22 protein-coding genes, 2 tRNA genes, 2 pseudogenes and 1 riboswitch are annotated in these 23331 nt (G+C 43.3%); of the genes and pseudogenes, 9 read left to right on the plus strand and 17 right to left on the minus strand.

Features of this window, described 5'->3' with window-relative positions:
- Positions 1–208: 208 nt before the first annotated feature.
- Together FB592_RS10040 and FB592_RS10045 are read right to left on the minus strand one after the other, a co-directional pair.
- A tRNA-Gly gene (locus FB592_RS10040) sits at positions 209–282 on the minus strand.
- Between the two features lie 14 nt (positions 283–296).
- Positions 297–373, minus strand: a tRNA-Arg gene (locus FB592_RS10045).
- Between the two features lie 325 nt (positions 374–698).
- On the opposite strand from FB592_RS10045, the gene FB592_RS10050 reads away from it, so the two are divergent.
- On the plus strand, positions 699–1553 hold the full coding sequence (locus FB592_RS10050; protein WP_021481617.1) for a manganese catalase family protein: 855 nt from the start codon (positions 699–701) through the stop codon (positions 1551–1553).
- Positions 1554–1611: 58 nt separating this feature from the next.
- On the opposite strand, the gene gmuG is transcribed toward FB592_RS10050, so the two are convergent.
- From gmuG to FB592_RS10090, 8 genes are all read right to left on the minus strand, one after another.
- Positions 1612–2700: a mannan endo-1,4-beta-mannosidase gene (gmuG, locus tag FB592_RS10055; protein ID WP_021481618.1), complete on the minus strand. Its 1089-nt coding sequence runs from the start codon at positions 2698–2700 to the stop codon at positions 1612–1614.
- Positions 2701–2718: 18 nt separating this feature from the next.
- Complete coding sequence (gene manA, locus FB592_RS10060; RefSeq protein ID WP_141949476.1) at positions 2719–3666, minus strand: mannose-6-phosphate isomerase, class I; 948 nt, start codon at positions 3664–3666, stop codon at positions 2719–2721.
- Complete coding sequence (locus FB592_RS10065) at positions 3663–4562, minus strand: ROK family protein (protein WP_049140478.1); 900 nt, start codon at positions 4560–4562, stop codon at positions 3663–3665. The genes manA and FB592_RS10065 overlap by 4 nt, the downstream gene beginning before the upstream one ends.
- 28 nt (positions 4563–4590) lie before the next feature.
- The gene (gene gmuR / locus FB592_RS10070; RefSeq protein WP_015715336.1) at positions 4591–5304 is read right to left on the minus strand and encodes a transcriptional regulator GmuR; all 714 of its coding nucleotides are present in this window, start codon (positions 5302–5304) and stop codon (positions 4591–4593) included.
- Between the two features lie 148 nt (positions 5305–5452).
- On the minus strand, positions 5453–6850 hold the full coding sequence (gmuD, locus tag FB592_RS10075; RefSeq protein ID WP_141949477.1) for a 6-phospho-beta-glucosidase GmuD: 1398 nt from the start codon (positions 6848–6850) through the stop codon (positions 5453–5455).
- A gap of 17 nt (positions 6851–6867) precedes the next feature.
- The gene (celB, locus tag FB592_RS10080; RefSeq protein WP_021481623.1) at positions 6868–8196 is read right to left on the minus strand and encodes a PTS cellobiose transporter subunit IIC; all 1329 of its coding nucleotides are present in this window, start codon (positions 8194–8196) and stop codon (positions 6868–6870) included.
- Positions 8197–8214: 18 nt separating this feature from the next.
- Positions 8215–8547 carry a PTS sugar transporter subunit IIA gene (locus FB592_RS10085; RefSeq protein ID WP_049140474.1) on the minus strand — a complete coding sequence of 111 codons (333 nt, stop codon included), beginning with the start codon at positions 8545–8547 and terminating at the stop codon, positions 8215–8217.
- Positions 8547–8858, minus strand: coding sequence for a PTS sugar transporter subunit IIB (locus FB592_RS10090; protein WP_014112863.1), 312 nt, complete (start codon positions 8856–8858; stop codon positions 8547–8549). Before FB592_RS10090 ends, FB592_RS10085 begins: the two co-directional genes overlap by 1 nt.
- A 176-nt stretch (positions 8859–9034) precedes the next feature.
- Positions 9035–9134, plus strand: a riboswitch (purine riboswitch).
- Positions 9135–9189: 55 nt separating this feature from the next.
- Between FB592_RS10090 and pbuE the strand changes: the two genes are divergently transcribed.
- Positions 9190–10356 carry a purine transporter PbuE gene (gene pbuE, locus FB592_RS10095; RefSeq protein ID WP_003234105.1) on the plus strand — a complete coding sequence of 389 codons (1167 nt, stop codon included), beginning with the start codon at positions 9190–9192 and terminating at the stop codon, positions 10354–10356.
- A gap of 15 nt (positions 10357–10371) precedes the next feature.
- On the opposite strand, the pseudogene FB592_RS10100 reads toward pbuE, so the two are convergent.
- Both FB592_RS10100 and FB592_RS10105 read right to left on the minus strand, forming a co-directional pair.
- Positions 10372–10988, minus strand: a pseudogene (locus FB592_RS10100) (YdhK family protein).
- A gap of 141 nt (positions 10989–11129) precedes the next feature.
- A complete protein-coding gene (locus tag FB592_RS10105) occupies positions 11130–12107 on the minus strand; it encodes an HD domain-containing protein (protein ID WP_049140473.1) in 978 nt (325 codons plus the stop codon).
- A gap of 85 nt (positions 12108–12192) precedes the next feature.
- Here FB592_RS10105 and FB592_RS10110 point away from each other — a divergent pair, with 85 nt between their 5' ends.
- Positions 12193–12672, plus strand: coding sequence for a GNAT family N-acetyltransferase (locus tag FB592_RS10110; protein WP_032727120.1), 480 nt, complete (start codon positions 12193–12195; stop codon positions 12670–12672).
- A 17-nt stretch (positions 12673–12689) separates the two neighbouring features.
- Positions 12690–13186, plus strand: a pseudogene (locus tag FB592_RS10115) (YdhH/YoaO family protein).
- A gap of 75 nt (positions 13187–13261) precedes the next feature.
- On the opposite strand, the gene fra reads toward FB592_RS10115, so the two are convergent.
- Positions 13262–13633, minus strand: a complete 372-nt coding sequence (gene fra, locus FB592_RS10120; RefSeq protein ID WP_072173543.1) for an iron chaperone frataxin — start codon at positions 13631–13633, stop codon at positions 13262–13264.
- A gap of 330 nt (positions 13634–13963) precedes the next feature.
- On the opposite strand from fra, the gene phoB reads away from it, so the two are divergent.
- Complete coding sequence (gene phoB / locus FB592_RS10125) at positions 13964–15352, plus strand: alkaline phosphatase family protein (RefSeq protein ID WP_141949478.1); 1389 nt, start codon at positions 13964–13966, stop codon at positions 15350–15352.
- Between the two features lie 65 nt (positions 15353–15417).
- Positions 15418–16128, plus strand: coding sequence for a membrane lipoprotein lipid attachment site-containing protein (locus FB592_RS10130; protein WP_125121440.1), 711 nt, complete (start codon positions 15418–15420; stop codon positions 16126–16128).
- A 38-nt stretch (positions 16129–16166) separates the two neighbouring features.
- Here the strand turns inward: FB592_RS10130 and FB592_RS10135 are convergent, their stop codons facing one another.
- The 3 genes from FB592_RS10135 to FB592_RS10145 all read right to left on the minus strand — a co-directional run bounded on the left by FB592_RS10135 (position 16167) and on the right by FB592_RS10145 (position 19579).
- On the minus strand, positions 16167–17354 hold the full coding sequence (locus tag FB592_RS10135) for a macrolide family glycosyltransferase (RefSeq protein WP_125121441.1): 1188 nt from the start codon (positions 17352–17354) through the stop codon (positions 16167–16169).
- 161 nt (positions 17355–17515) lie between these two features.
- The gene (locus FB592_RS10140; RefSeq protein ID WP_141949479.1) at positions 17516–18778 is read right to left on the minus strand and encodes a glycoside hydrolase family 18 protein; all 1263 of its coding nucleotides are present in this window, start codon (positions 18776–18778) and stop codon (positions 17516–17518) included.
- 126 nt (positions 18779–18904) lie between these two features.
- Positions 18905–19579 carry a GntR family transcriptional regulator gene (locus FB592_RS10145; protein ID WP_038828168.1) on the minus strand — a complete coding sequence of 225 codons (675 nt, stop codon included), beginning with the start codon at positions 19577–19579 and terminating at the stop codon, positions 18905–18907.
- Positions 19580–19827: 248 nt separating this feature from the next.
- On the opposite strand from FB592_RS10145, the gene FB592_RS10150 reads away from it, so the two are divergent.
- A complete protein-coding gene (locus FB592_RS10150) occupies positions 19828–20565 on the plus strand; it encodes a sulfite exporter TauE/SafE family protein (protein WP_015252701.1) in 738 nt (245 codons plus the stop codon).
- 35 nt (positions 20566–20600) lie between these two features.
- On the opposite strand, the gene FB592_RS10155 is transcribed toward FB592_RS10150, so the two are convergent.
- Positions 20601–21809, minus strand: coding sequence for an MFS transporter (locus tag FB592_RS10155; RefSeq protein WP_014475975.1), 1209 nt, complete (start codon positions 21807–21809; stop codon positions 20601–20603).
- A 310-nt stretch (positions 21810–22119) separates the two neighbouring features.
- Between FB592_RS10155 and FB592_RS10160 the strand changes: the two genes are divergently transcribed.
- Entirely contained in the window at positions 22120–22614 is a 495-nt protein-coding gene (locus FB592_RS10160) for a MarR family transcriptional regulator (protein WP_015252703.1), read from the plus strand.
- A 15-nt stretch (positions 22615–22629) separates the two neighbouring features.
- On the plus strand, positions 22630–23259 hold the full coding sequence (locus tag FB592_RS10165) for a nitroreductase family protein (protein WP_003234135.1): 630 nt from the start codon (positions 22630–22632) through the stop codon (positions 23257–23259).
- Positions 23260–23331: the final 72 nt, after the last annotated feature.

The raw sequence follows: 23331 nt of genomic DNA on the forward strand, positions 1-23331 counted from the left end.
GGCACGCCGCCAGCGTTCGTCCTGAGCCAGGATCAAACTCTCCGATAAATGGATCACAGGTTAAGTTCACCGCATCCTGCGGCGACACCTGTGTGACCTGCGTCGTGCAGGCCCTAGTTTGACTGACTACGCACATTGCTGTGCGATTTATAAAAATGAATTAACAGGTACGTTTTGTCTTGTTTAGTTTTCAAAGATCATTCAATAATGGAGCGGGTGATGAGAATCGAACTCACGACATCAGCTTGGAAGGCTGAGGTTTTACCACTAAACTACACCCGCGTAGTATCTTATATTGGCGCGCCCGAGAGGAGTCGAACCCCTAACCTTTTGATCCGTAGTCAAACGCTCTATCCAATTGAGCTACGGGCGCTTATCAAGCGACTTAACTATCATACTATCATTTGATGGTGAAGTCAAGAAGTTTTTTTAAAATGTTTTTTCGAATCTTTTTCAATTCGACTTTTCTTATTATACACATTTTTAAAATCTTGTAAACACCTTAGAAAAACTTTTTTGTTTTTCGTTTTGTTTCACGCTGTTCATCAGCGACGTTTAATAATATACCATGCCTATTTTATTTGGTCAACACTTTTCCTGTATTTTTTATTCTCTTCTTTCACCCCTTCTCATGTATATATTTTATCTCATCTTACAAATAATATAAGAAAATCTCTTAAGAAGAAATGAGGCGTGTTATGTATTACTACAAAGAGGAACTGATTAATATCATTAAACCGGACAAGCCAGACCCGGCAGCTGCTAAGGTCCTGCAGGAGATATTAGGCGGTCATTACGGAGAAATGCGTACAATGATGCAGTTTTTTTTCCAAAGCTCTAATTTCAGAGGAAAGCAGAAACAGTACCGCGATCTGCTTCGCGGCATTTTTTTAGAGGAGATTGCCCACGTTGAACTGGTTCAAAACACAATCAATGCTTTATTAGATGAATCAGGCGGTGAAGGTGTCGGCAGTCAAGGTGCAGATCAAGCACCACTTAATGAAGCCGTTAAACATGCTAATCCTCATCATTATATTATTGGTGCGCAAAGTTCCCTTCCCGTTGATGCAGGGGGCAATCCGTGGAACGGGTCGTGGGTGTATAACCACGGAAACTTAATTACTGACCTGCTGGATAACCTGCTTCTTGAGTCGACAGGTGTGCTGCAAAAAACAAGAATTTATGAAATGAGCTCTAATCAGACGTTCCGCGAAACACTTGCTTTTCTGATTGTACGCGACAATGCTCACCAGAATGCATTCGCGAAAGCGCTCGAGACATTGGGCGTTGAGTGGGCGAAGCTCCTCCCTGTACCGAATTATGACATTAATAAATATCCTGAGTGCAGAAAGTATGTCGAATTAGGCTACCATAATGCACAGTTTAACTTTAGGTTGGATGAAACGAGAATCGGTGAAATCTATCAAGGGAAATCTCCAAGCCGAAATGGCGGAGAGTTGCAAGTAATAGATCCTCCGGCAGGGTTTCCCGTACCAGTGCTTCCTGAAATACCAAATGAACACAGTCCTGGGTTAGGCGATATGAATGCTTAATCCAGTGGGAAGGTGCTCAAGAAACTTCTTGAGCACCTTCTTATTGTACATTACTGATTCATTCAACGATTGGCGTTAAAGAATCGCCGTTCCATATTTCTCCCTTGTTGAGTGTCCAGCTGTCATGATATAAAGCTGAAGCACCCTTGTTTACTGCTGGGCTCCATTCATCATTCCATGCCAGAAAGTAAATGGTTTTAGGATATTTTTGTTTTATTGCATTGATGAACAGGCTGTAATCGAAGCTGCCGTTTGCTGTTTGCGGGCCGACTTCTGTAAAAGCAAATGGTTTATTAAGCGTTGTTAGCTGATCGTATCCATTGATCGAGTAGACATCTTGAAAATACGCATCTAATCCGACAATATCCACGTAAGACGCGCCCGGGTAAAAATCAGTTTTAAAATCTCGGTTGGCGTCGGGAGAGTAAACCCAAATCAAATGATCAAGCCCTCTTGTGTCGGTCATATAATGATAGATTTTCTTGTAGAGCTGTTTATATAGAGAGATTCTTTCATTATCCTTTTGGTTATATGATGTAAGTCCCCACCAAAACCATTCGCCGTTCATTTCATGCAGCGGCCTGAACAGAACAGGCACACCTTGGTTCTCCAGCTCTTGAAGTCCGTCAGCAATTTTGCTGAGCATGGCATTTAGCCGCTTTCCTTCTGCTGTTGAAGAATCTAGTATTTTTTTATACTGATCGTTTGTAATCGGTGTTTTAAAATGCCCTGACTGAAAAGCAGGGTTCGCCAGGTGCAAACTAATTTGCGGAATTCCGCCATTTTTCCAATACGAAATTAAATCACCGTTGCAGCTTACATCTATTGAATCTTCAATTTTAGCTGTTTCAAGCCACCCTCTGGCATAATCGCAGCCGTAAATAGCAGGCGATTGCCCGGTGGCGCTTCGGATTCTATCAGCCTCAGCCATAGAAAATGTGTCATGACTGTAACCTCCGAACGCTCCGGAAAGGACTCTGTTTTCCGTTCGGTTCGGCAGGTGCGCAAGCCAGTTCATCACTGCTTTTGTTGTCTGCTGGGCATTAGGATTCACAGGCGACACAGTATGCGCTTCAATTGGTTTTGCTAAAACAGCAGACGCAAGTAAAAATAAAATGAGCAAAGAGATCGTATGTTTCTTAAACAAATGCAACTCCCCCATTCATTAAGGATGAGATATCATGAATTCACATGTTCCTTCTATTGAAAACTCGCCAAAATGCGCAGGCAAGACAAAGTGTGAGCCTGCATTGCATTCATACTGAATACCATTATTTATGATTCGTCCTGATCCGCTCAGAACACTCCCCAGCAAATAGGTTTGATGTGAAGGAAAAGCAGCTCGGCCGCTAATCTTCCATTTGTACACTGAGAAATAATCTGATTGCACATAAACAATGATCTCAGCGTTACCAACTTCTTTTACTTCCGGTGTATGCACTTTATCGATATGCGGTATCGTTATGACTTCCATGGCTTTTTCTATATGAAGAGTTCTTTTTTGGCCCTGGTCATTACAGCGGTCATAATCGTATACGCGATACGTTGTATCAGAGTTTTGCTGGATTTCAAGGACAAAGGTTCCCTCACATAAAGCATGGAGTGTACCGCTTGGCACATAAAAGAAATCTCCGGGCTTGATTTTGATTCGCCTCAGCAGCCCGTTCCAATCACCGCTTTCTATTCGTTGTTTGAATTCCTCCTTTGTGCTTGCGTGATGTCCCAAAATCAGTTCGGCGTCATCTTTGCAATCAATGATATACCAGCACTCCGTTTTACCAAGGTCGCCATTTTCATGCAGTTTTGCATAATCATCATCAGGATGGACTTGCACGGAGAGATCCATATTGGCGTCCAGCAGCTTTACCAGCAGCGGAAACACCTTCCTATCTGGAAAATCGAAAATCTCTGGATGATCTTGCCATACTTGATCTAGTGTCTTTCCTGCCAGCGGGCCGTTCTTTACAGCCGACGGGCCATGGGCATGGGCAGAAACGGCCCAGCACTCACCTGTTTTTTGTGAGGGTATTGCGTAGCCAAAAGCGTCACGAAGCTTCGTCCCTCCCCATAGTCTTTCTTTAAAGACAGGCTCTAAAAATAAAGGATGCGTCATGATCGCACCTCCCCGGATGCTGCCTCTGCTTGTAAGGCCTGGTGCGCCAAAACTAGCGTGCCGATGATTCCGGCGTTAGAGCCTAAAAGTGGAGGTACAATATAATCACTTATATCATCTGACAATTCAGAAAAATCTAAGTAGTTGTTCATGATTTTCGGTACATATTGATAGATATAAGAAAACACTTGTTTCTGTTGCATGACGCCGCCGCCAAGAATGATTTTTTTAGGTGCAAGGATCAAAATATACTGAGCCAGTGCTTGGGCAATATAGTACCCTTCCAGTTCCCAGACTTGTGCTATATCTGATAAATCCGCGGCTTTTTTTCCCCAGCGCGCTTCAATGGCGGGACCGGAAGCCAAGCCTTCAAAGCAATCTCCATGATAAGGACACTTCCCTTGGTATGCGTCATCCGGGTGCCTCCGGATATAAATATGGCCCATCTCTGGGTGCGACAGCCCCTGAAGGAGCCTGCCCCCTACAATTGCGCCCGCACCGATGCCAGTACCAATCGTTATATACAGGCAGCTGTCGAGACCCCTCGCTTCACCGAAAAGGAATTCACCCAGCGCCGCAGCGTTGACATCTGTACTAAATCCTACTGGGATTTTCATTTCGTTCTTAACGGTTTGCAAAAAGGGGTAGTGTCTCCAGCCTGCTTTCGGCGTGGCCATAATGGTACCGTATGTTTGACTGGTTTTATCGTTATCAACGGGGCCAAAGGAGCCGATGCCGATTGCCTGTAATGAAAATTGGCGAAAATATTGAATCACTTTCTCTATCGTTTCATCCGGCAGCTTTGTAGGGAATTCTATTCGGTCAATGATCGTTCCATCTTCTCTACCGACAGCACAAACAATCTTTGTGCCGCCTGCTTCAATACCGCCAAGCATGCAGATGGCCTCCTTGTTGTCTCCGCAATCAGCGCCGTATGTTTACAGAAGTCACAACAAACTTGTCATGCCGATGACGTGAAAAGGAATATTCAAATGGAATCCCGGTATCTAAGAAGCCCACATGTTCCACTTCAAGAATTGGATCATCCTGTTTACAGCCCAGATGCTGCTGGTCAATATGATCAGATTTGCAGGCTCTGATTTTCCGATGCGTTCCGGCGATTTTGAGCTGCAGCACATTTGTAATATGATTGTAGATCGAATCATGAAGGACATCGTCATTAATGCCCGGTATTAAATGAGTCGGCATATATGTTTTTTCTAATACATAGGGTTCACCTTCTACAATTCGCAGCCGAACGACATAATAAACCGGTGTTTTCTGATCAATAGACAAATGGGCGGCCACTTCCTCAGTGGGAAATTGCACTTCAAACTGAATGACCTTGCTTTGGATTTTTTTATCTTTCAGCAAGTTGGTCAATCCGAGAATCTCATTGCTGACTACATGTACATGGTCATCCTGTATTGCAGATTGAATAATAAACGTGCCATGGCCTCGTTTTCTAAACAGCAGACCCTCGGCAACTAAATTATCCAAGGCTCTCTTCATCGTCATGCGGCTTGAGTTAAATTCTTTTGCAAGAGATACTTCATCAGGAATGGGCTGATCGATCGGATATACGTTATTTTTAATTCTATTTCTCATTTCATTTGCAATGATTTCGTATTTATTCATTGGTATCCTCCGGCAGCTGTTAGAGTTTGATATCACATAAGCTTTTACGGATATCATAAGTTCTTTTCCCTATTTCATCAATGTTGCGGATTTTCGTCATCTCTATTCGTTATGATGATTGCCGGAAGATCTTGACCTTTAGGAAAATCTAGAAACCGCTTTGCTCAGCAACCTTTTTGAACCATTTTCCGCTCTTTTTGACGGTTCTTTCTCCGTCTTTCTCAAGATTGACTGATACAAATCCGTATCGGTTTTTATAGGCATTTGTCCAAGACCAGTTGTCCATGAACGTCCATAAGTGATAGCCTTTTACGTTCGAGCCTTCCTGTATGGCGCGGTGAATCCATTTGAGGTGCTCTTTTATAAATTCAATCCGGTAATCATCTTGAATGATGCCTTGTTCATCCCTGAATCGCTCTTCACCTTCAACCCCCATACCGTTTTCAGAGATAAAACACTCGATGTTGCCGTAGTTTTCTTTTAAATTAATCAAAATATCATAAACGCCTTTTTCATAGATCTCCCAGCCACGATGCGGATTCATTTTGCGGCCCGGCATGACGTAGGGATCAAAATACCTGTCAGGCAAAAAAGGAGCGTCGGGATTCGGAAGATGTTCTTTCGCTTTCACACGTCTCGGCTGGTAATAATTCACTCCCAACAGGTCAACCGTGTTCTTTTTGATGATGTCAAGATCTTCAGCGTTGTAATCTGGCATAAAGCCTTCATGCTTCAAAATGTCAACCAGCTCTTTTGGAAATTCGCCTTTGACAGATGGGTCTAAAAAGGATCTGTTAAAAAACGCGTCTGCGATTTCCCCGGCTTTCACATCCGCCGGATGGCTGCTTCTCGGGTATGATGGAGTCAAATTTAAAATGATTCCGATTTTTCCGTCCTGCTCCATCTCCCTGTAAGCCTGAATGGCGCGGGCACTTGATAACATCGTAAAAAATCCAACTTGGACGGCCTCTTTAAAGTCGACCTTGTTTGGATAATGAAAATCATATAAGTAGCCGCCTTCTACGGGAACGATTGGTTCATTATGCGTGAACCATTTTTTCACCCGGCCGCCAAACAAACGGAAGCACGTTCTCGCATAGTTTTCATACGCGTCAACCGTCTCTCTGTTGACCCAGCCGCCGATTTTTTGAAGCGCCATCGGCATATCGAAATGAAACAAATTGACAAATGGTTCAATTCCGTTAGCGATCAACTCATCAATGACATTGTTATAGAAATTTGCGGCTTTACCGTTGATCTCGCCCGTTCCGTTTGGTATTAAACGTGACCAGGAAATCGACATCCGGAACGAGTTGTGGCCAAGCTCCTTCATCAGCCTGATATCTTCTTTATAGTTGTCGTAAAATTGGGATGTTTCTTCGGGTCCGACATGGTCAAAAAAACGATGCGGTTCTTTTTCAAACCAATAATCCCATATATTCTGGCCTTTTCCGTCTCTGTCGGCGGCACCCTCCGTTTGTGTTGCTGAAGCGGATGATCCCCACCAAAAATCCTTTGGAAAACGATATTGTTCTGTTTGTGCCAAGTCTCTCTCCCCTTATGTCACATTTTTATGCTGTTATCATTTTGCTGAGCAGCTGTTTCCTGTACAGCCTGTTCTTTTTCTTTTGCCAGATTTAATTTATCCATTGCTTTTAGAAACGGAAACCAAATCACGAAGACAATCAGCAGATTGATAAGCTGCATCACGCCCCCCATGATCGAGTTCGTCGCCATGATGCCATTAATGAATAATGGAACCGTCCACGGCACCGTCACACCAGTCGGAGGCGGAACGAGCCCGGCTGACATGGCCAAATAGGTGACGAGCGTAACAACCATCGGTGCCAGCACCCAAGGCACAATAATGATCGGATTCATGACAATCGGAAGCCCGAAGATAATCGGTTCGTTGACGTTAAAAATACCGGGAGCGAGGCCAAGTTTTGATACTTGCTTCATCTGCCTGCTTTTCATGAATATGAGAATGGTAAACACAATCGCAAGCGTCATCCCGGTTCCGCCCATCCCTACTGTATAAATCTCCATAAACGGTTTTGAAATAATATGAGGGATTTCTTTTCCCCCCGTGTAAGCAGAAAGGTTTTCTACCTGCAGTGTATTCCAAATCGGGTCCATCACGGAGTTGATAATGATCTGTCCATGCAGTCCGAAAAACCAAAGAATTTGAATGAAAAACACGGCAATAAGCGTTGGAATGATACCGCTTCCAAGTCCGACAAGCGGAGCCTGAATCGCGTGATAAATGACGTCGTGCATATTTGTTTTAAAAAACAGATTCACCATTACGTTAATCAGCAAAAATACGGTCAATGTGATAAAAGCCGGAATAAGTGCGGCGAATGATTTTGCTACAGCAGGCGGAACGCCGGCTGGCATTTTGATTGTCAGGTTTTTTTGAACGATTCTTCTGTAGATTTCTCCAGAAAGAAATGCCGTAATCATCCCAAGAAACATCCCTTTTGCACCGAGACGATCGACCGGGATAACCCCTGTAATGGCATCTCCTGTTTCTGGCTGAATGATAAATGGCGTTAAGAGCAAAAAGGAAACCAAAGCGATCGCTCCGCCAAATACAGCTTCGACCTGATAGCTTTTTGACAGGTAATAGCCTATCCCGAACACAACAAAGACAGACATAATGCCCATTGTCGCCGTGGAGGCAATGCCGAAATGAGACTGAAACGATGTAAGCATTGAGGCGTTCATGATTTTGTTTAGAAACGGCAAATTCGTTAACACGACAAAAATGGACCCGAATATCGTCAGCGGGAAAGCCAGCATAAATGCATCACGCAGCACTTGCAAATAACGATTATTGTTTAACCTCCCTGCAATTGGAACAAGGAATTGGCTGATTTTCTCGAACACCCTATCCACCCCGATTATTTATAGATTCTTGGTTTTAAAGAGATCAAGCATCTCTTTCACTAATTCTTTCATGGATAATGTTGACATCAGATGATCCTCTGCATGCATAAGAAGCAATGAGAAAGCTTGTGCTTCTCCGCCGGATTCCTTTTGTATCATTTGAAAGTGAATGTCATGGGCCGCGGATAAATCCTGCTCCGCCTTTGCAATGAGGGCATCAGCCTCGTCCTTGTTCCCTTCTTTATAGCTGCGCAGTGATTGTATGATGCAGCTGCGGGCATTGCCGCTGTGCAGGATAAGCTGAAAACTGATTTGTTCGTCTGTTAAGTTCGTGATTTTCACCTGTTCCATTATTGATTCTCCATTAAGGACAATGCCTGCTCATACGCTTTTTTCCCATCTGCCATTCCGTAGGCCATCATGTCAATGACTTCAACCCGAATGTTGTATTGATCCGCTTCTTTTTGGAGTTCGCTTTTCAGAAAGCTCATTTGCGGACCGATCAAAACGGCATCCGCTTTTCTCATGTCTTCTTTTGCTTTATCCTGGCCAACAGCCCAAATCTCTGCTTCCTCACCGATAGACTGTGCGTATTCCTTCATTTTTGTCACCAATAAACTGGTAGACATTCCTGAGCTGCACGCGAGTAATATTTTTTTCAACTGCTATCCCCCCTTGTGATTAAAACGCTTACATGGATTATTATAATCATTTATTTTTAAATGTCTATACTTTTATAAAATAAATATAATCATACACTTGTCCGGTTCATCACTTTGTAAATTTTTCTATGGAAGATTCATTCATAATGTGGTACACTCATCAACGGAAACGAATCAATTAAATAGCTATTATCACTTGTATAACCTCAATAATATGGTTTGAGGGTGTCTACCAGGAACCGTAAAATCCTGATTACAAAATTTGTTTATGACATTTTTTGTAATCAGGATTTTTTTTATTTATCAAAACATTTAAGTAAAGGAGTTTGTTATGAATTTCAAAGTTTTCCTGCTTGCAGCTTCTACGATTGCAGTCGGATTGGTTGAGTTAATTGTGGGGGGGATTCTTCCTCAGATCGCAAATGATTTAGACATTTCCATTGTTTCAGCCGGACAGCTGATCAGTGTGTTTGCGCTGGGATATGCAGTATCTGGGCCGCTGCTTTTGGCATTGACTGCGAAGATTGAGCGGAAGCGCTTATATCTAATTGCTTTATTTGTTTTCTTCCTTAGCAATCTTGTCGCCTATTTCAGCCCTAATTTCGCCACATTGATGGTATCTAGGGTATTGGCAGCAATGAGTACAGGGCTGATTGTTGTGCTTTCTTTAACAATTGCCCCGAAAATTGTAGCGCCTGAATACAGAGCCCGCGCAATCGGAATTATTTTTATGGGTTTCAGCTCTGCTATCGCATTAGGCGTGCCGCTCGGAATCTTAATCAGCGATTCCTTCGGGTGGCGGATTTTGTTCCTTGGCATCGGCCTGTTGGCGCTGATCTCCATGCTGATTATTTCAATTTTCTTTGAAAGAATACCGGCGGAGAAAATGATTCCTTTCCGGGAACAGCTCAAGACGATCGGTAATCTGAAAATCGCGAGTTCACACCTCGTCACGATGTTTACATTAGCTGGCCACTACACGCTTTACGCTTACTTTGCACCGTTTTTAGAAGAGACTCTTCACCTGAGCTCTTTCTGGGTCAGCATTTGTTATTTCCTTTTCGGGATATCTGCTGTATGCGGAGGCCCTTTCGGAGGAGCGCTATCTGACCGGCTTGGTTCCTTTAAGAGCATTTTGCTGGTGACGGGTTCCTTTGCCATCATTATGTTCTTACTGCCGCTGTCTACATCGTCTATGATTTTCTTTTTGCCTGTCATGGTGATTTGGGGTCTTCTGAGCTGGAGCCTCGCCCCGGCTCAGCAAAGCTATTTAATTGAAATTGCACCTGATTCGTCTGACATTCAGCAAAGCTTTAACACGTCGGCCCTCCAAGTCGGAATTGCCCTTGGCTCAGCCATTGGCGGTGTTGTTTTGGATCAGACGGGTACTGTAGTGTCAACAGCATGGTGCGGCGGGTCAATTGTGATCATCGCTGTCCTGTTTGCTTTCATTTCTTTAACAAGACCTGTTCAAACAGCAAAAAAATCCTCCTTGTAAAAGGAGGATTTTTTATTATTTAGCTGAAAGCTCATCTTCTGTGACCCATTTGTGGTTTTTCACTTTTTCGCCGCTCGTTGTCGATGTATAGTCAACCATGTATACAGTTGTTTTTTCTGCCGAGTCGATCTCGGCTGTTGCTCCTTTCATGCCTTTCATATGAGAAGCCTCTAAAATCACCTGATCTCCGGGCTGTAACGTTTTATCTCCAGCATCTTTGATTTCTTCTTGGATCACCCATTTGTGATGATCCACACGCTGTCCCCCATTAGTCGGAGTATAAGAAACAACATACGCCGTTGTATCATAGGCGCCTGTTACCGTAGCTTCGGCACCTTTCATGCCTTTCATATGGGAAGTATTGATGGTTACCTGGCTGCCTACTTTGTATTTCGGATTTTTAGATTCCTGTAATCCCTCTGGAACGTCAGCTGATCCGGAATGGTCCATCTCTTCATGTGTTGAGGAGTCTGAATGATTGTCATGTGTGCTTTGTTTCGTACTGTTGTTATTGCCGCATGCTGATAAAACTAAAACAAGAGATAACATCAGAATTCCCAGTGCATTTTTAGAGATTTTCATGTTCATTCTCCTTTGCTTCATTTTTCCCTGTAACTTTTGCCCGCAGACAATGAAAACATGCCCTATCGATAATACTATACCCCCGAACGGTATGTAAATACGCTGATATTCTCATAAAGCATTCCCGCAGTTTGTCCTATTCCCCTTTGTTTGCAAAGCCAAACATGAAAAAAGCCGCTGTCAGGCGGCAATTACTGTTTTAAGATTTTTATATACACACCTTTTTTTGCTTTTTGATAAGCAGCCTCACCCATTTTCCTCACCTTTTCAGAAGCATCTGAGGATTTGATCCATTCGTCATCAAGAAAAATGGATGGATCGATTAGGCGCATTTTCTTCTTTTGATGGAAATCGTACTGGATGTCATCCTCTATTACTTGTATGCCGGGATGAATGGTTGTAAGCAAGCTCAGGACTTCTTCATTTTTTGATGCACGCAGGATGTTCAGTACCTCTTGGTCCGTTTTCAGCAGATCCTCTGCGGATATGACATCATGCCGCAGCGCTGCCTTCAATGCTCGCGCTAAATATTCATATCCATATACATTCACAGGATTCAAAAAGAAATCAATTACTTCCTTGTAGTACACACTGACAAACCATTCGGCGGCTTCAATACTATCAGGAAACATCCTTCCGTTTCTCACAATAAGATGATCCAAAAAGGTTTGCGCTTCGTGCAGGTTAATGTGTCCATATCGGTACATATCACGCAGCGTATAGTCTGTCCGATCAGCACACAGCTCCGGTGCGGGCTGTTCGAGCAATGTCCACCTTGAATCGTCAGATAAAAGTTCTTCAGTATGATAGCCGTGTTTTTGTAAAATGTCCGGGATTTCAGAGTGAACAATGACTTGTTGAAAGATGTTTTCATGATAGTCTTCTGCTTGATTTTCAAAGACAACGTCGACCACATGAGAAAAAGCTGTGTGTGATACGTCGTGGAGCAGACCCGCAATCTGTTCTTCTATCGTTCCTCCGAGCTTTTTGATGAGGAGCATTACGCCGATGGAGTGCTCATACCGGGTCACATTCCACCTTCGATTGACTAAAAAGCTTGCTCCGCCTTGATAGATCCCTTTTAATCTTTGCACAGGAGCGCTTTTGATAAGCTCTTCCAGCACTCCGTCTATATGGTGGTGCCCGTAAATGACATCGCTGATTTCCATGCCGTCACCTCAACATCTATTTTTTTTGTTATATATTGTTTATATTGATAGTACACATGCAATCTTTCAATAGAGGAGTGTTACGATGATCATCATCCCAAACAATGAGATAGCGAAACATATGTTGACCGCTTTTTTTGCCAAGCATTGGGGTACACCCGAGATGGCGATTTCCAGCGGCATTTTTCGATGTGATGAATTAGATGGATTTGCCGCAGTAAATGAAAGCGGCGAAATCATTGGCTGTATTACATACACAATAGATGGGAAAGATTGTGAAATTATTTCATTAGATAGTATGATTGAAAATAAAGGAATCGGCACAGCTTTACTTCAGCAGGTTGAAGAGACGGCTAAACATGCACATTGTCAACGAATAAAGCTTATCACAACGAATGATAATGTACATGCGATGGCGTTTTATCAAAAGAGAGGCTATCAATTCGCCGAAGTGTTTCCGAACGCAGTTGAAAAAGCGCGCCGACTCAAGCCAGAGATTCCAGAGGTGGCTGAAAACGGCATTTTGATTCGGGATGAAATTCTATTTTCGAAGGTAATTGATTAAACGAATAGGAGTCTTTTATGTCCAGTCATTATAAATACCCTCTCATTTTCACGGCATTCCTATTAATCGCTTTCTGCTTGATCTTTTTTTCCTATCACCTGATTCATCATGTTCGTTTGGAGTATCCGAATTGGCAGGGAGAAAGCAAAGATCAGAATTGGGAAGCTGTTTTCAAAAAAAATGAAGATGCACCGAATGAATACAGCGGCGAACTTTATTGGATCGGTGAACCACATGAAACAGACAACACTTATTTGGAATCACTGATTGTAAAAAAGGATGATGAAGTTCTGCTGAGTTCTGACACGGAATCCCGATGCATGATTATGCTGGAGGCACTTTTTCTGATGGAAGCGCAAAAGAAAAGTCCGTTTCTTTTTTAGAGCGGTTAGATGAACATGAGCTTGAAGGCCATGATATTACGATTGAAGTGAAATGGAAACAAGGTAATCATTATTCTGCGAGCCAGCTTACGCTCAATGAAAAGACCTTGTTTGAAGAAAAGCAGCAATAGATGATCAAAACGAAAAATAGACAAATGAAAAGGTGTAACATATTTTATACAGCTCATATGTTATGCCTTTTTCCTTCATTTTCGCCAAAAAGTGGAGCAGTCTGCCTTATCCCGAATATTAAACTCAATCATTTTCTCAAGTAGCGTGTAATCAACTGGATCGTTCCAAGGGATACGTATCAGCTGCTCGGTGTAGTCATATCCTGCCTTCACAATATCATCCTCTACGTGCGCTATCGTTACTTTTTCAGGAGCGACAGCTAAATGCTTTTTAGAAACACTAAAGCCAATAATAAATGTACCGTGATCCGTAAACATCGGTTGGTTCCATTTTATTTCTGTATGTAAATTTGGATATTTATTTTTTATCCAAGTTAACACCTCTTCCGTTCTTTCTCGGTGGAACGGGTCATCAATCCCGGCTAAATACTCAGAAAAAACGTCCATGTTGTTCCCTCCTAAAATAAAATGATGCCACTCCATATGAACTGCTCAGACATGTACTTACACAATACCTCTTCCAACATAATACTTAAAATTGTTCAAGATGTAAGCGGGTTGCTTCTATGCGACTATAGCAGATTTCAGTCCGCCTATCCACGGCCAGTATCTATTCCTCCAATTTATTTCTATAGTACTATCACTCTTTCCTTTCTCTTGATAGCAGTTCATTATTCTTGTAAATCCAATCTTTAAAATCGATTAATACTAGCTTAACAGTTTAAAAATATAATTGGGTTGTCATTGAGATTCATCTATATTTAGGAGGTTATCCAGTTGAAAAAATTCCCGAAGAAATTACTGCCTATCGCGGTTTTATCATCAATTGCGTTCAGCAGCTTAGCCAGCGGCAGTGTGCCTGAAGCCAGCGCCCAGGAAAAGAAAAAGGGGAACCACGACGAAATTAAGAATGTTATTGTTCTGATTGGTGATGGTATGGGTGTGTCTTATACGTCTGCTTATCGATACTTAAAGGATAATAAAAAGACAAAAGTTGTGGAGCCTACGGCTTTTGATCAGTATCTTGTCGGCCAGCAAACAACTTACCCCGATGATCCTGAACAAAATGTAACGGATTCTGCAGCGGCGGCAACGGCTATGTCTGCGGGAATTAAAACATACAATAATGCCATAGCGGTGGATAACGACGGATCAGAAGCCAAAACGGTGCTTGAAGCTGCGAAAGAAAAAGGAAAAGCAACAGGACTTGTGGCCACTTCAGAAATTACACACGCCACTCCGGCCTCTTTCGGTTCCCACGACCACAGCCGAAAAAATATGAACTCAATTGCGGATGATTATTTTGATGAGATGGTCAACGGCAAGCACAAAATTGATGTCCTTCTAGGCGGAGGAAAGAGCAATTTTGACCGTAAGGACCGTAATTTGATCAAGGAATTCAAAAAAGCGGGATACAGCTATGTGGATAACCGCAAGGACATGCTGAAAAACAAAGACAGCCAAGTTCTCGGCCTATTCGCTGACGGCGGCCTGCCTAAAAAGATTGACCGGACGAAGGATGTTCCATCACTTAAAGACATTACAAACACAGCCATAAAAAAATTAAACAAGGATAAAGACGGATTCTTCCTCATGGTGGAAGGCAGCCAAATTGACTGGGCGGGCCATGACAATGATATCGTCGGCGCCATGAGCGAGATGGAAGACTTCGAACAAGCTTATAAGGCGGCTATTGATTTCGCTAAAAAAGACAAGCACACATTGGTTGTCGCAACGGCTGACCACTCAACCGGCGGATATTCCATCGGTGCGGACGGCATCTACAATTGGTTCAGTGAACCCATTAAAGCCGCAAAGCGCACACCAGACTTTATGGCAGAAAAGATCGCTGACGGCGCGGATGTTGAAAAAACGTTGAAAACATATATCGATCAAAAAAAATTGGCTTTAACAAAAGCCGAAATTCAATCTGTTGAAGAAGCGGCAAAATCGAAGGAAGTACTGGATATCGATAACGCAATCGAGAACATCTTTAACAAACGCTCTCACACTGGATGGACAACAGGCGGACATACCGGTGAAGATGTTCCCGTCTATGCATACGGTCCGTCTAGTGAGACATTTGCCGGCCAAATCGACAATACAGAAATCGCCAAAAATGTCTTCAAGGCTTTACAATACAACATTAAGATTAACGATAAGTAAAAGAATACAAGGTGTCCCGTTGCTTGTATGAAGTAACGGGATCTCTTTTTAATGGAGGAATCATCATGAGAAGAATTCTTTCAATTTTCGTTTTTGCTATCATGCTTGCGGGCTGCTCATCAAACGCCAGTACTGAAAAACAGCATGCAGGCGGGGAGAAAACAGTAAAAGCTGAGCTGCAAAGCACTTCATCCCAGAAGGACAGCACAGATAATTATCAGCCTAATTCCCAGGTAACTGATGACCGGTCATTGCTTAAGGTCGGCCAAACGTTTTCAGATGATAAAGGAAAAGCTGTCTTAAAAGATATCAAACAAGTGAACAAAACCTATAAGATTGGCGACGTGGAGTTAACAGTAAAAGAAATGAAGCTGATCCACTTGCGCCCGGACTACAGCATGATTGATTACTTTCATGAGTTAACACACGATGAAGAGTTTGATTTCGTTAAGGTCTTCGTTGATATCAAGAACACCTCTTCAAAAAAAGTAAATGTTGCGCCGATTGCATTGATGAAAACAAATACGGGCGAAACCTTTGATTGGAACAAAGATATTTATCTTGAAGAGTTAAACGGCGAATTGGAAGGCGGCGCCGAAAAGTCCGGAAATCTCGGCTTTATTGTGAACGCATCAAGCGGCCATGCTCATGATAAGGCCGCGGATGCCGAGAAGAAAACAAAAGAGATCAAGTGGATCGAAATCACGACAAGTGACGTCTTTGACCATAACCATAAGAAAATCAGTGATGCTCAAAAAATCAAAATCAAGTTTTAAATGAAGAACTCCCGTACAAGGTACGGGAGTTCTTTTTCTTATTTGTTTTTTTGGCGAATCAACTCATCAATCCGCTCCATCACTTCTTCCATGTCCATACATTCTTTGAAGCTTTGATTGATTTTTTTAATGCCTGCCGTATACTGATCGTTGCGCAAAACCTCATCTACGGCCTGTTTTAATATTTGGGCATTGACTTCATCTTTAGAGATGACATAGCCTGCATGGAGTTCAGAGAGACGCTGCGCCACCATCGGCTGATCCTTGTCATGAGGCATGACAACCAGTGGCACGCTGAAATGAATCCCTTCGTTTACGCTGTTCATTCCGCCGTGTGTAATGAAAACATCCGATCGCTCCAGCACTTCCAGCTGAGGGACATACGGAGCAATGATAAAGTTTTCCGGCGCCTGCTTTAATTTGGTCAGGTCCGCTTTTTCTCCGGCAGCGATGACGACTTTTCCGTTAAAGCCTGAAAATGCATCAATACAAAGGTTGAAGAAATCCTCTGTATGATCCAGTACAGTCCCCATTGAAATATAAATGACCTTCTCATCTTTTAGCTGTTCAATCGGGAAATCTGTTTTTTCCGCTCTCTTTGGAAAGCTCGGCCCGATAAACAGACATTCATCCCCGAAACGATCACTTTCTGGCTGAAAATAACGGCTTGTATACACTACGTTCAATTCCCCTTTATTGTTCATGAATTGAACCAGGTTTTTCGGGGCAACACCGTACGTTTCTTTCATTTTTGCCAAAAGATCTTCGCACTCTTGATCCAATTCAAGCGGCGCTCCAGACTCCGGATGCAGCGGCAGGATTTTCAGGTGCTCCTCGCCAAACAGGAAAGACGCCGATGAAGAGACCCCTGGAATATCTAAGTAATCCCTCACCAATTCCCCCGCGCCGAATTTATCATAATAAACAAAATCAAATTGAATGCTCTTAGATAAGTCTTTGACAATCTGTAAAATGTCCAATGACGTTTTGATATGGATTTTCACGAAATCAAGAATGCCATTGGGCGAACCGACATGAATAGGTGTCGTTCGCAGCAGATCCCGGTGAAGATGGACCGTTGCTCCCGCTGCTTCTAATCGTTTTTTATATTTTTCAGTGGATATATAATGGACATCATATCCCTTATCGGAAAACGCTTTTGTAATGCCTAAAGTAGGATTCACATGGCCTTCCGCAGGAAAATTCAAAATCAATACTGTCTTCATGTAGACAACTCCCTCTCAAATCGTATTCTGACTCTTTGTTTGATCAGACTACTACTAATCGTAAAATGGGAACACAACCCATGCAAGGTACAAATGAATGAACTATTCTGCTGCTCTGGACTTAATCAAAAAAAAAGACACCCCAGCTGTGGTGTCTTTTTTTACACTTTTCTGATCGTAAAAAATTTCCGCAGAAGCCATGGGCCCGGCGTAAAGCCCAGCGTTAACTGCCAAGCGCCAATAGCCTGCAATCTGTATCCACGGACGATCTGCATCTTCCGGCTCATGCTTCTGACATCCTCAAACCATACCTCATGCGTCCGTCCCTGCTGATCACTGTACCGGAAAAACGGTGATTGATATTCGGCTGAATATTGTATCGGAGCTTGGTACCTCATCGCTCTTTCGATTGCGTTTTGATTTGAAATCGCTGAAGCAACTGTGCCCGGCTGGTACGGTATGATCCAGTCGTACCCGTAGAGCGGGACTCCGATAATGATTTTTCTGCTCGGCACCTGCGCAATCGTAAACTCAATGGTTCTCCTTATTTCAGTAATCGGCGCTACAGGACCCGGCTCACTTCCGGCATGATGCCAATCATAAGCCATGATAAACATATAATTGACAACCGCTCCTATCCCCCCGTAATCGTAGCCCCTCAGCCATGGGATATTATCACTTGTTTTTGCAGGAACAGCTATCGTCAGCACATACCCTCCCGCCTGAAGTCGATCTCTCAGCTGGCGTAAAAATCCAGTGAAAAGATCGCGATCCGCGGCGCTCACCTGCTCAAAATCGATTGTGACACCGCCATATCCCCTTGTGGAAACTAAGTCATAAATGTTGTTGACCAGATTGGTTCTCGCTGTCGGATTGTTTAGCACTTGGTGAACAATCTCCGTACTGAAGCCTCCTGATGTAAGGTTCGTAATTGTTGCCAGCGGCGTGACTCGTCTTTGCCAAGTTGTCTCAATAGCGGCCGCATCATTCAATTGGTTTGCAATGTCGCCGTTCGGTGCAATATGGTATTCGAAAATTGAAATCGAAGACGAGTATGGCGCATAATCATTGATTAATTCTCGATCGAGGTCTGGGTTTCGGAGCACATAAAAACTTAACGTTCCCGCAATGTAATTTGAGATCGAAGGAATCGTTATTTTTGCTCCCGCCTGTAAAGCATTTGGGCTGATGCCCGGATTGGCGGCTCGCAGTCGCTCTAATGGCACAAACGCTTTGGCTGCAATGGCGGTAAGCGTATCTCCAGGCTGGACTGTATATACATAAAGAGGGATAAGCAGAGCCTGCCCCGGCACGATATTCGTTTCATCTAAACCATTCACACCCCGTATTTGATCAACAGAAGCACCGTATCTTCTGCCTATCGAAAACAAAGAATCACCAGGCCCGACGATATGGATAAACATGTTTAACCCCCATTATTCGTTAGTCAAACCATCATAAAATCTTATTAACGGAGCCTCTTAGATATGTGGTGAATACATAAAAAAATACCAAGGGTTCTGCTCCCCCTTGGTACCGGATCATAGAAATCAATTCTCTTTACCTTCTTCAAGCACATGCTTCAAATGCTCACAGTCATGATTGAAATGAGCCAGTACATGTTGTTTGGCTGCTTCTTTGTTTTTCTTTTTCACTTCTTCAAATATCCTGCGGTGCTCACTCAGTATCGTTTCTGCACGGTGGTCGCCGGTATAATTAAGGATTCTGCAAAAATGAATCAGATCATTTACGTGCTCAAGCAAATTTTTCAAATGTCTGTTATGGCTGAAATCAACCAGCAGCTCATGAAATTTTTGGTTTAAACGAATGATTTCCGTATCTTCCGTGCCGTTGTGAATCGCCTTCTCTGTTTCTTCAAGCTGTTTTTGGAGTATGGTCAGCTCTTCTTCGTCCGCTTCGTCTATGACTAATTCGACTGCCAGCTGCTCCAGCGGAATTCTGATTTTATAAATCTCATCTACATCTTTTGCCGTTAATGACGTGATCGAAAACCCATTTCGGTCATCTGCTTTTAACAAACCATCTTTCTCAAGCAATCGCATGGCTTCCCTTATCGGAGAGCGGCTGACGCCAAAGCTTTTCGCCAGCTGTGTTTCGTTTATCCGTTCCCCAGGCTTAAAAGTCCCGTTAAAGATCATTTTTTTTAGCTGGTTATAAAATTGCAGGTAGTAGGGAGTCGGCTTATCTAATTTAAAATCGTCCATATATAATACCTCTTTTGAATATATTCAAGGGCTTTTCTTCATCAAAATCATATAACAGATGGTAATGGGAAGCAACAAACTGCCTTGTCAGATCCCTGAATTTGAGGTACGATATGTTTGCTGAACGACGGTCGACGGACTACTGGCAACTGAAAAAACGTCGTGTTTTTCTTCGTCAATAGGACACCATACCTCCGCCAGAATAGCGCACGATTACATTTTTACATCTTTTCAATGGAGGAAAAAATATGCTCATTATTCTTGTTATGTTTCTTCTAGGAATTATTTTAGGCTTTATTGGCGCCGGTGGAGCCGGCTTTGTCATTGCCCTTTTAACGCTTCTTTTCCATATCCCGATTCATACGGCTTTAGGCACTTCGCTTGCCGGCATGGCTTTTACAAGCTTATCAGGGGCATACAGCCACTATCGCGAGGGCAACATTCAAATGAAAATCGGCTTAATAGTCGGAGGCTTTGCTGCAGTTGGCTCATTTTTCGGCGCCAAGCTGACATCTTTTATTCCGGCTGATTTGCTTCATTATTTGACGGCTGGAATGTTATTTTTATCAGCAATTCTCATTTTAATCAGATTATTTATTTTAAAAGAGAAGGCTCAAGTGAATCAAAGCACTCTTTCAACGTATACGAGAGCGGTCATCTTAGGAATTGTAGCCGGCGTTCTTTCCGGCACATTCGGCATTGGGTCGGCACCTTTTATTCAAATTGGTTTAATGATTATGCTGAATCTGTCCATTCGCCATTCTGTCGGAACGACGATGCTTGTGATCATCCCTCTGGCTGTAGGTGGAGGCATCGGATATATCACAGAAGGTTTTGTTGATTACGTTTTGCTTGTCAAAGTTCTGGTAGGGACAATGTGCGGTGCCTATGTAGGCGCGAAATTCACCAACCTCATGCCAAAGGTGGTTTTGAAATCAGCCATCTTTTTGACTCCGGCGATTGCAGGCCTGCTGTTGTTATTCTAAATAAAACAAAAAACCTGACGTCATGTCAGGTTTTTTTATGAATTCTGCCCTACTCGTTCTTTCGTTAATCCAAAAAACGCCAGTGAGCCGATGACAGCTGTTACAAACATGATGGCTCCCATCGGAACGGCTGTTGTCTCATTAATGCCTACAAGCGGTGACACGATTGAACCGAGGAGCAGCGGGAGCATCCCAAGCAGCGCACTTGCACTTCCGGCGCGGTGCCCCTGCTTTTCCATGGCCAAGGTAAACGTGCTGGTCAGAACCATGCCGATCGTAATCATGTAAATGAAAATGGATATGACTAATGTAGCAAGAGGACCGTGAATCATGGTCATGGTTAATAGCACAGCCGTCGCAATCATAGCCGTAATGACCGCTATACGAAGCAGGCTTTTTTCATGAATGATTCCGCCAAAGCGTCCGATGATAAAGCTGCCCGATATAATCGCCAGCCCGTTAATGCCAAAAAGAATACTAAATACCTGCGGAGACACCCCGTAGATATCCTGGTATACAAAAGGCGTACCAGACACATATGCAAAGCTTCCCCCGTGAATAAATCCGACAGTTAACGCGTACCCCATAAAGGACCGATCCTTCAGCAGGCTGCCCATCGTTTTGACGGATGTTCCGATTGAGCTTGGAATCCGTTTTTCCGGCGGAAGCGTTTCTTTTAACCTCAATGCAATCAGAAGAACTAGTAAAAATCCGATGATCATGAGAACGTGAAAAATTGTATGCCACGTTGCGAACGGCAAAAGCAAAATGGCACCGCCTGTCATAGGCGCAACCATTGGCGCCACCGCGGTAATAACCATTAACAGCGAGAAAAATTTAGAAAGCTCTCTTCCGGTAAACACATCGCGGACGATTGCGCGAGACAGCACAAGCCCTGCAGAAGCAGTGAAGCCCTGTAAAAAACGCGCAGCCACTAAAGTTGTTATATTGGGCGACAGTGCACAAAACAGAGAAGATAACGCAAATAAAAAGATACAGATTAATAGCGGTTTTCGTCTTCCCTGCGCATCGCTGACCGGCCCGACAATCAGCTGGCCGATCGTAAGCCCGACCAGACAGGCTGTTAAACTTAACTGAACAAGTGAAGCACTTGCTGATAAATCTTCCGCGATTTCAGGAAAACTTGGCAAATACATATCTATATTAAGCGGGCCCAATATAGCAAGCATGCCGAGCAGAAACGCTAGTGCCAAGCGTTCTTTTCCAGTTGGATTGTGCAGCATGTTATCAAACCTTCCCTTCAACCTAGTCCCTTATATAATGGATGTCAGCTCCAACTATGGATTGAAGCTGTGAAACATTTGTATATTGTATCATAACTTTCAGCCTGTGAAAGCCGCTTGAGCATGGGCTCGGCAAAGTGATATTCCGAACACCTATAAATGGGAATGATGCAGGGAATCATCGTGACCAGCATCATCTGAAGAAGCGGCCAGCTTTTTATCTAAGTTCTAGCCTAGCGAATTTTATACGCTGGGAGGTTTTTCTAGAGTGCAAATGGCTTGCAAGATGAAATCAATCGTTGTATATTAATTGACGTGTCAATCATTGATATATCAATTAATAGTTTTGACAGGAAAGAAGGGATGGGTTTTGGCGTCATTTTGTTCAGAGGAAGCCGAGATTTTATATCAGCTGCAAGGCGTGAACAAGGTGATTGGCGTGAAGTTCGAGGCATGCACGGGCATCAGCCAATCTCGTTTGGAATTGCTGACATTGCTTTATCATGCAGATGAGATCAGTCAAAGCGACCTTCAAAAGAAAGTAAATATTGATAGCGCAGCCGTTACCAGACACCTGAAACAGCTGGAAGCCAAAGGCATGGTATCAAGGCGGCGCAAGCCTGAGGACAACCGCATCACCCTTGTTCGGTTAACAGACCAAGGAAGAGAGCGAATCGAGTCTTCTAAGAAGGAAAAGGAGCGTTTCATGAAGGAAATGCTCGCAAATGTAAGCGCAGAAGAACGCCGCCTGCTCATTGATGTGCTGGCGCGCATGCGAAACAATATAAATAATATCGAAGCTTAAGAGGAGTGTATCAACATGATCAAAACAAACGATTTTATGGAAATTATGAAAGGCCGCCGTTCGATTCGCAACTATGATCCGGCAGTAAAAATCAGCAAAGAAGAAATGACAGAGATCTTAGAGGAAGCAACAACTGCCCCATCTTCTGTTAACGCGCAGCCATGGCGTTTTCTTGTCATTGACAGCCCGGAAGGAAAAGAAAAGCTCGCACCGCTTGCCAGCTTTAACCAAACACAGGTCACAACATCATCTGCTGTCATCGCTGTATTTGCAGACATGAACAATGCAGACTACTTAGAAGAAATCTATTCAAAAGCCGTGGAACTTGGTTACATGCCGCAGGAGGTCAAAGACAGACAAATCGCTGCGCTGACCGCACATTTTGAAAAGCTTCCGGCACAGGTCAACCGTGAAACGATCCTGATTGACGGAGGTCTCGTTTCCATGCAGCTGATGCTGACTGCACGCGCGCATGGCTACGATACAAACCCGATCGGCGGATACGATAAAGAAAACATCGCGGAAACCTTCGGATTAGATAAAGAACGTTATGTACCGGTTATGCTACTTTCTATCGGAAAAGCAGCAGACGAAGGCTATGCTTCCTACCGTCTGCCGATTGATACAATTGCAGAATGGAAATAAAACAAAGAGCCCGGGAATGTTTTCCGGGCTCTTTGTTTTTAAGTACAGCCGCCGTTTGATCGTCTGACCTTT

It is taken from the genome of Bacillus sp. SJZ110, from assembly GCF_006715455.1.
Classification (GTDB): Bacteria; Bacillota; Bacilli; order Bacillales; family Bacillaceae; genus Bacillus; species Bacillus subtilis.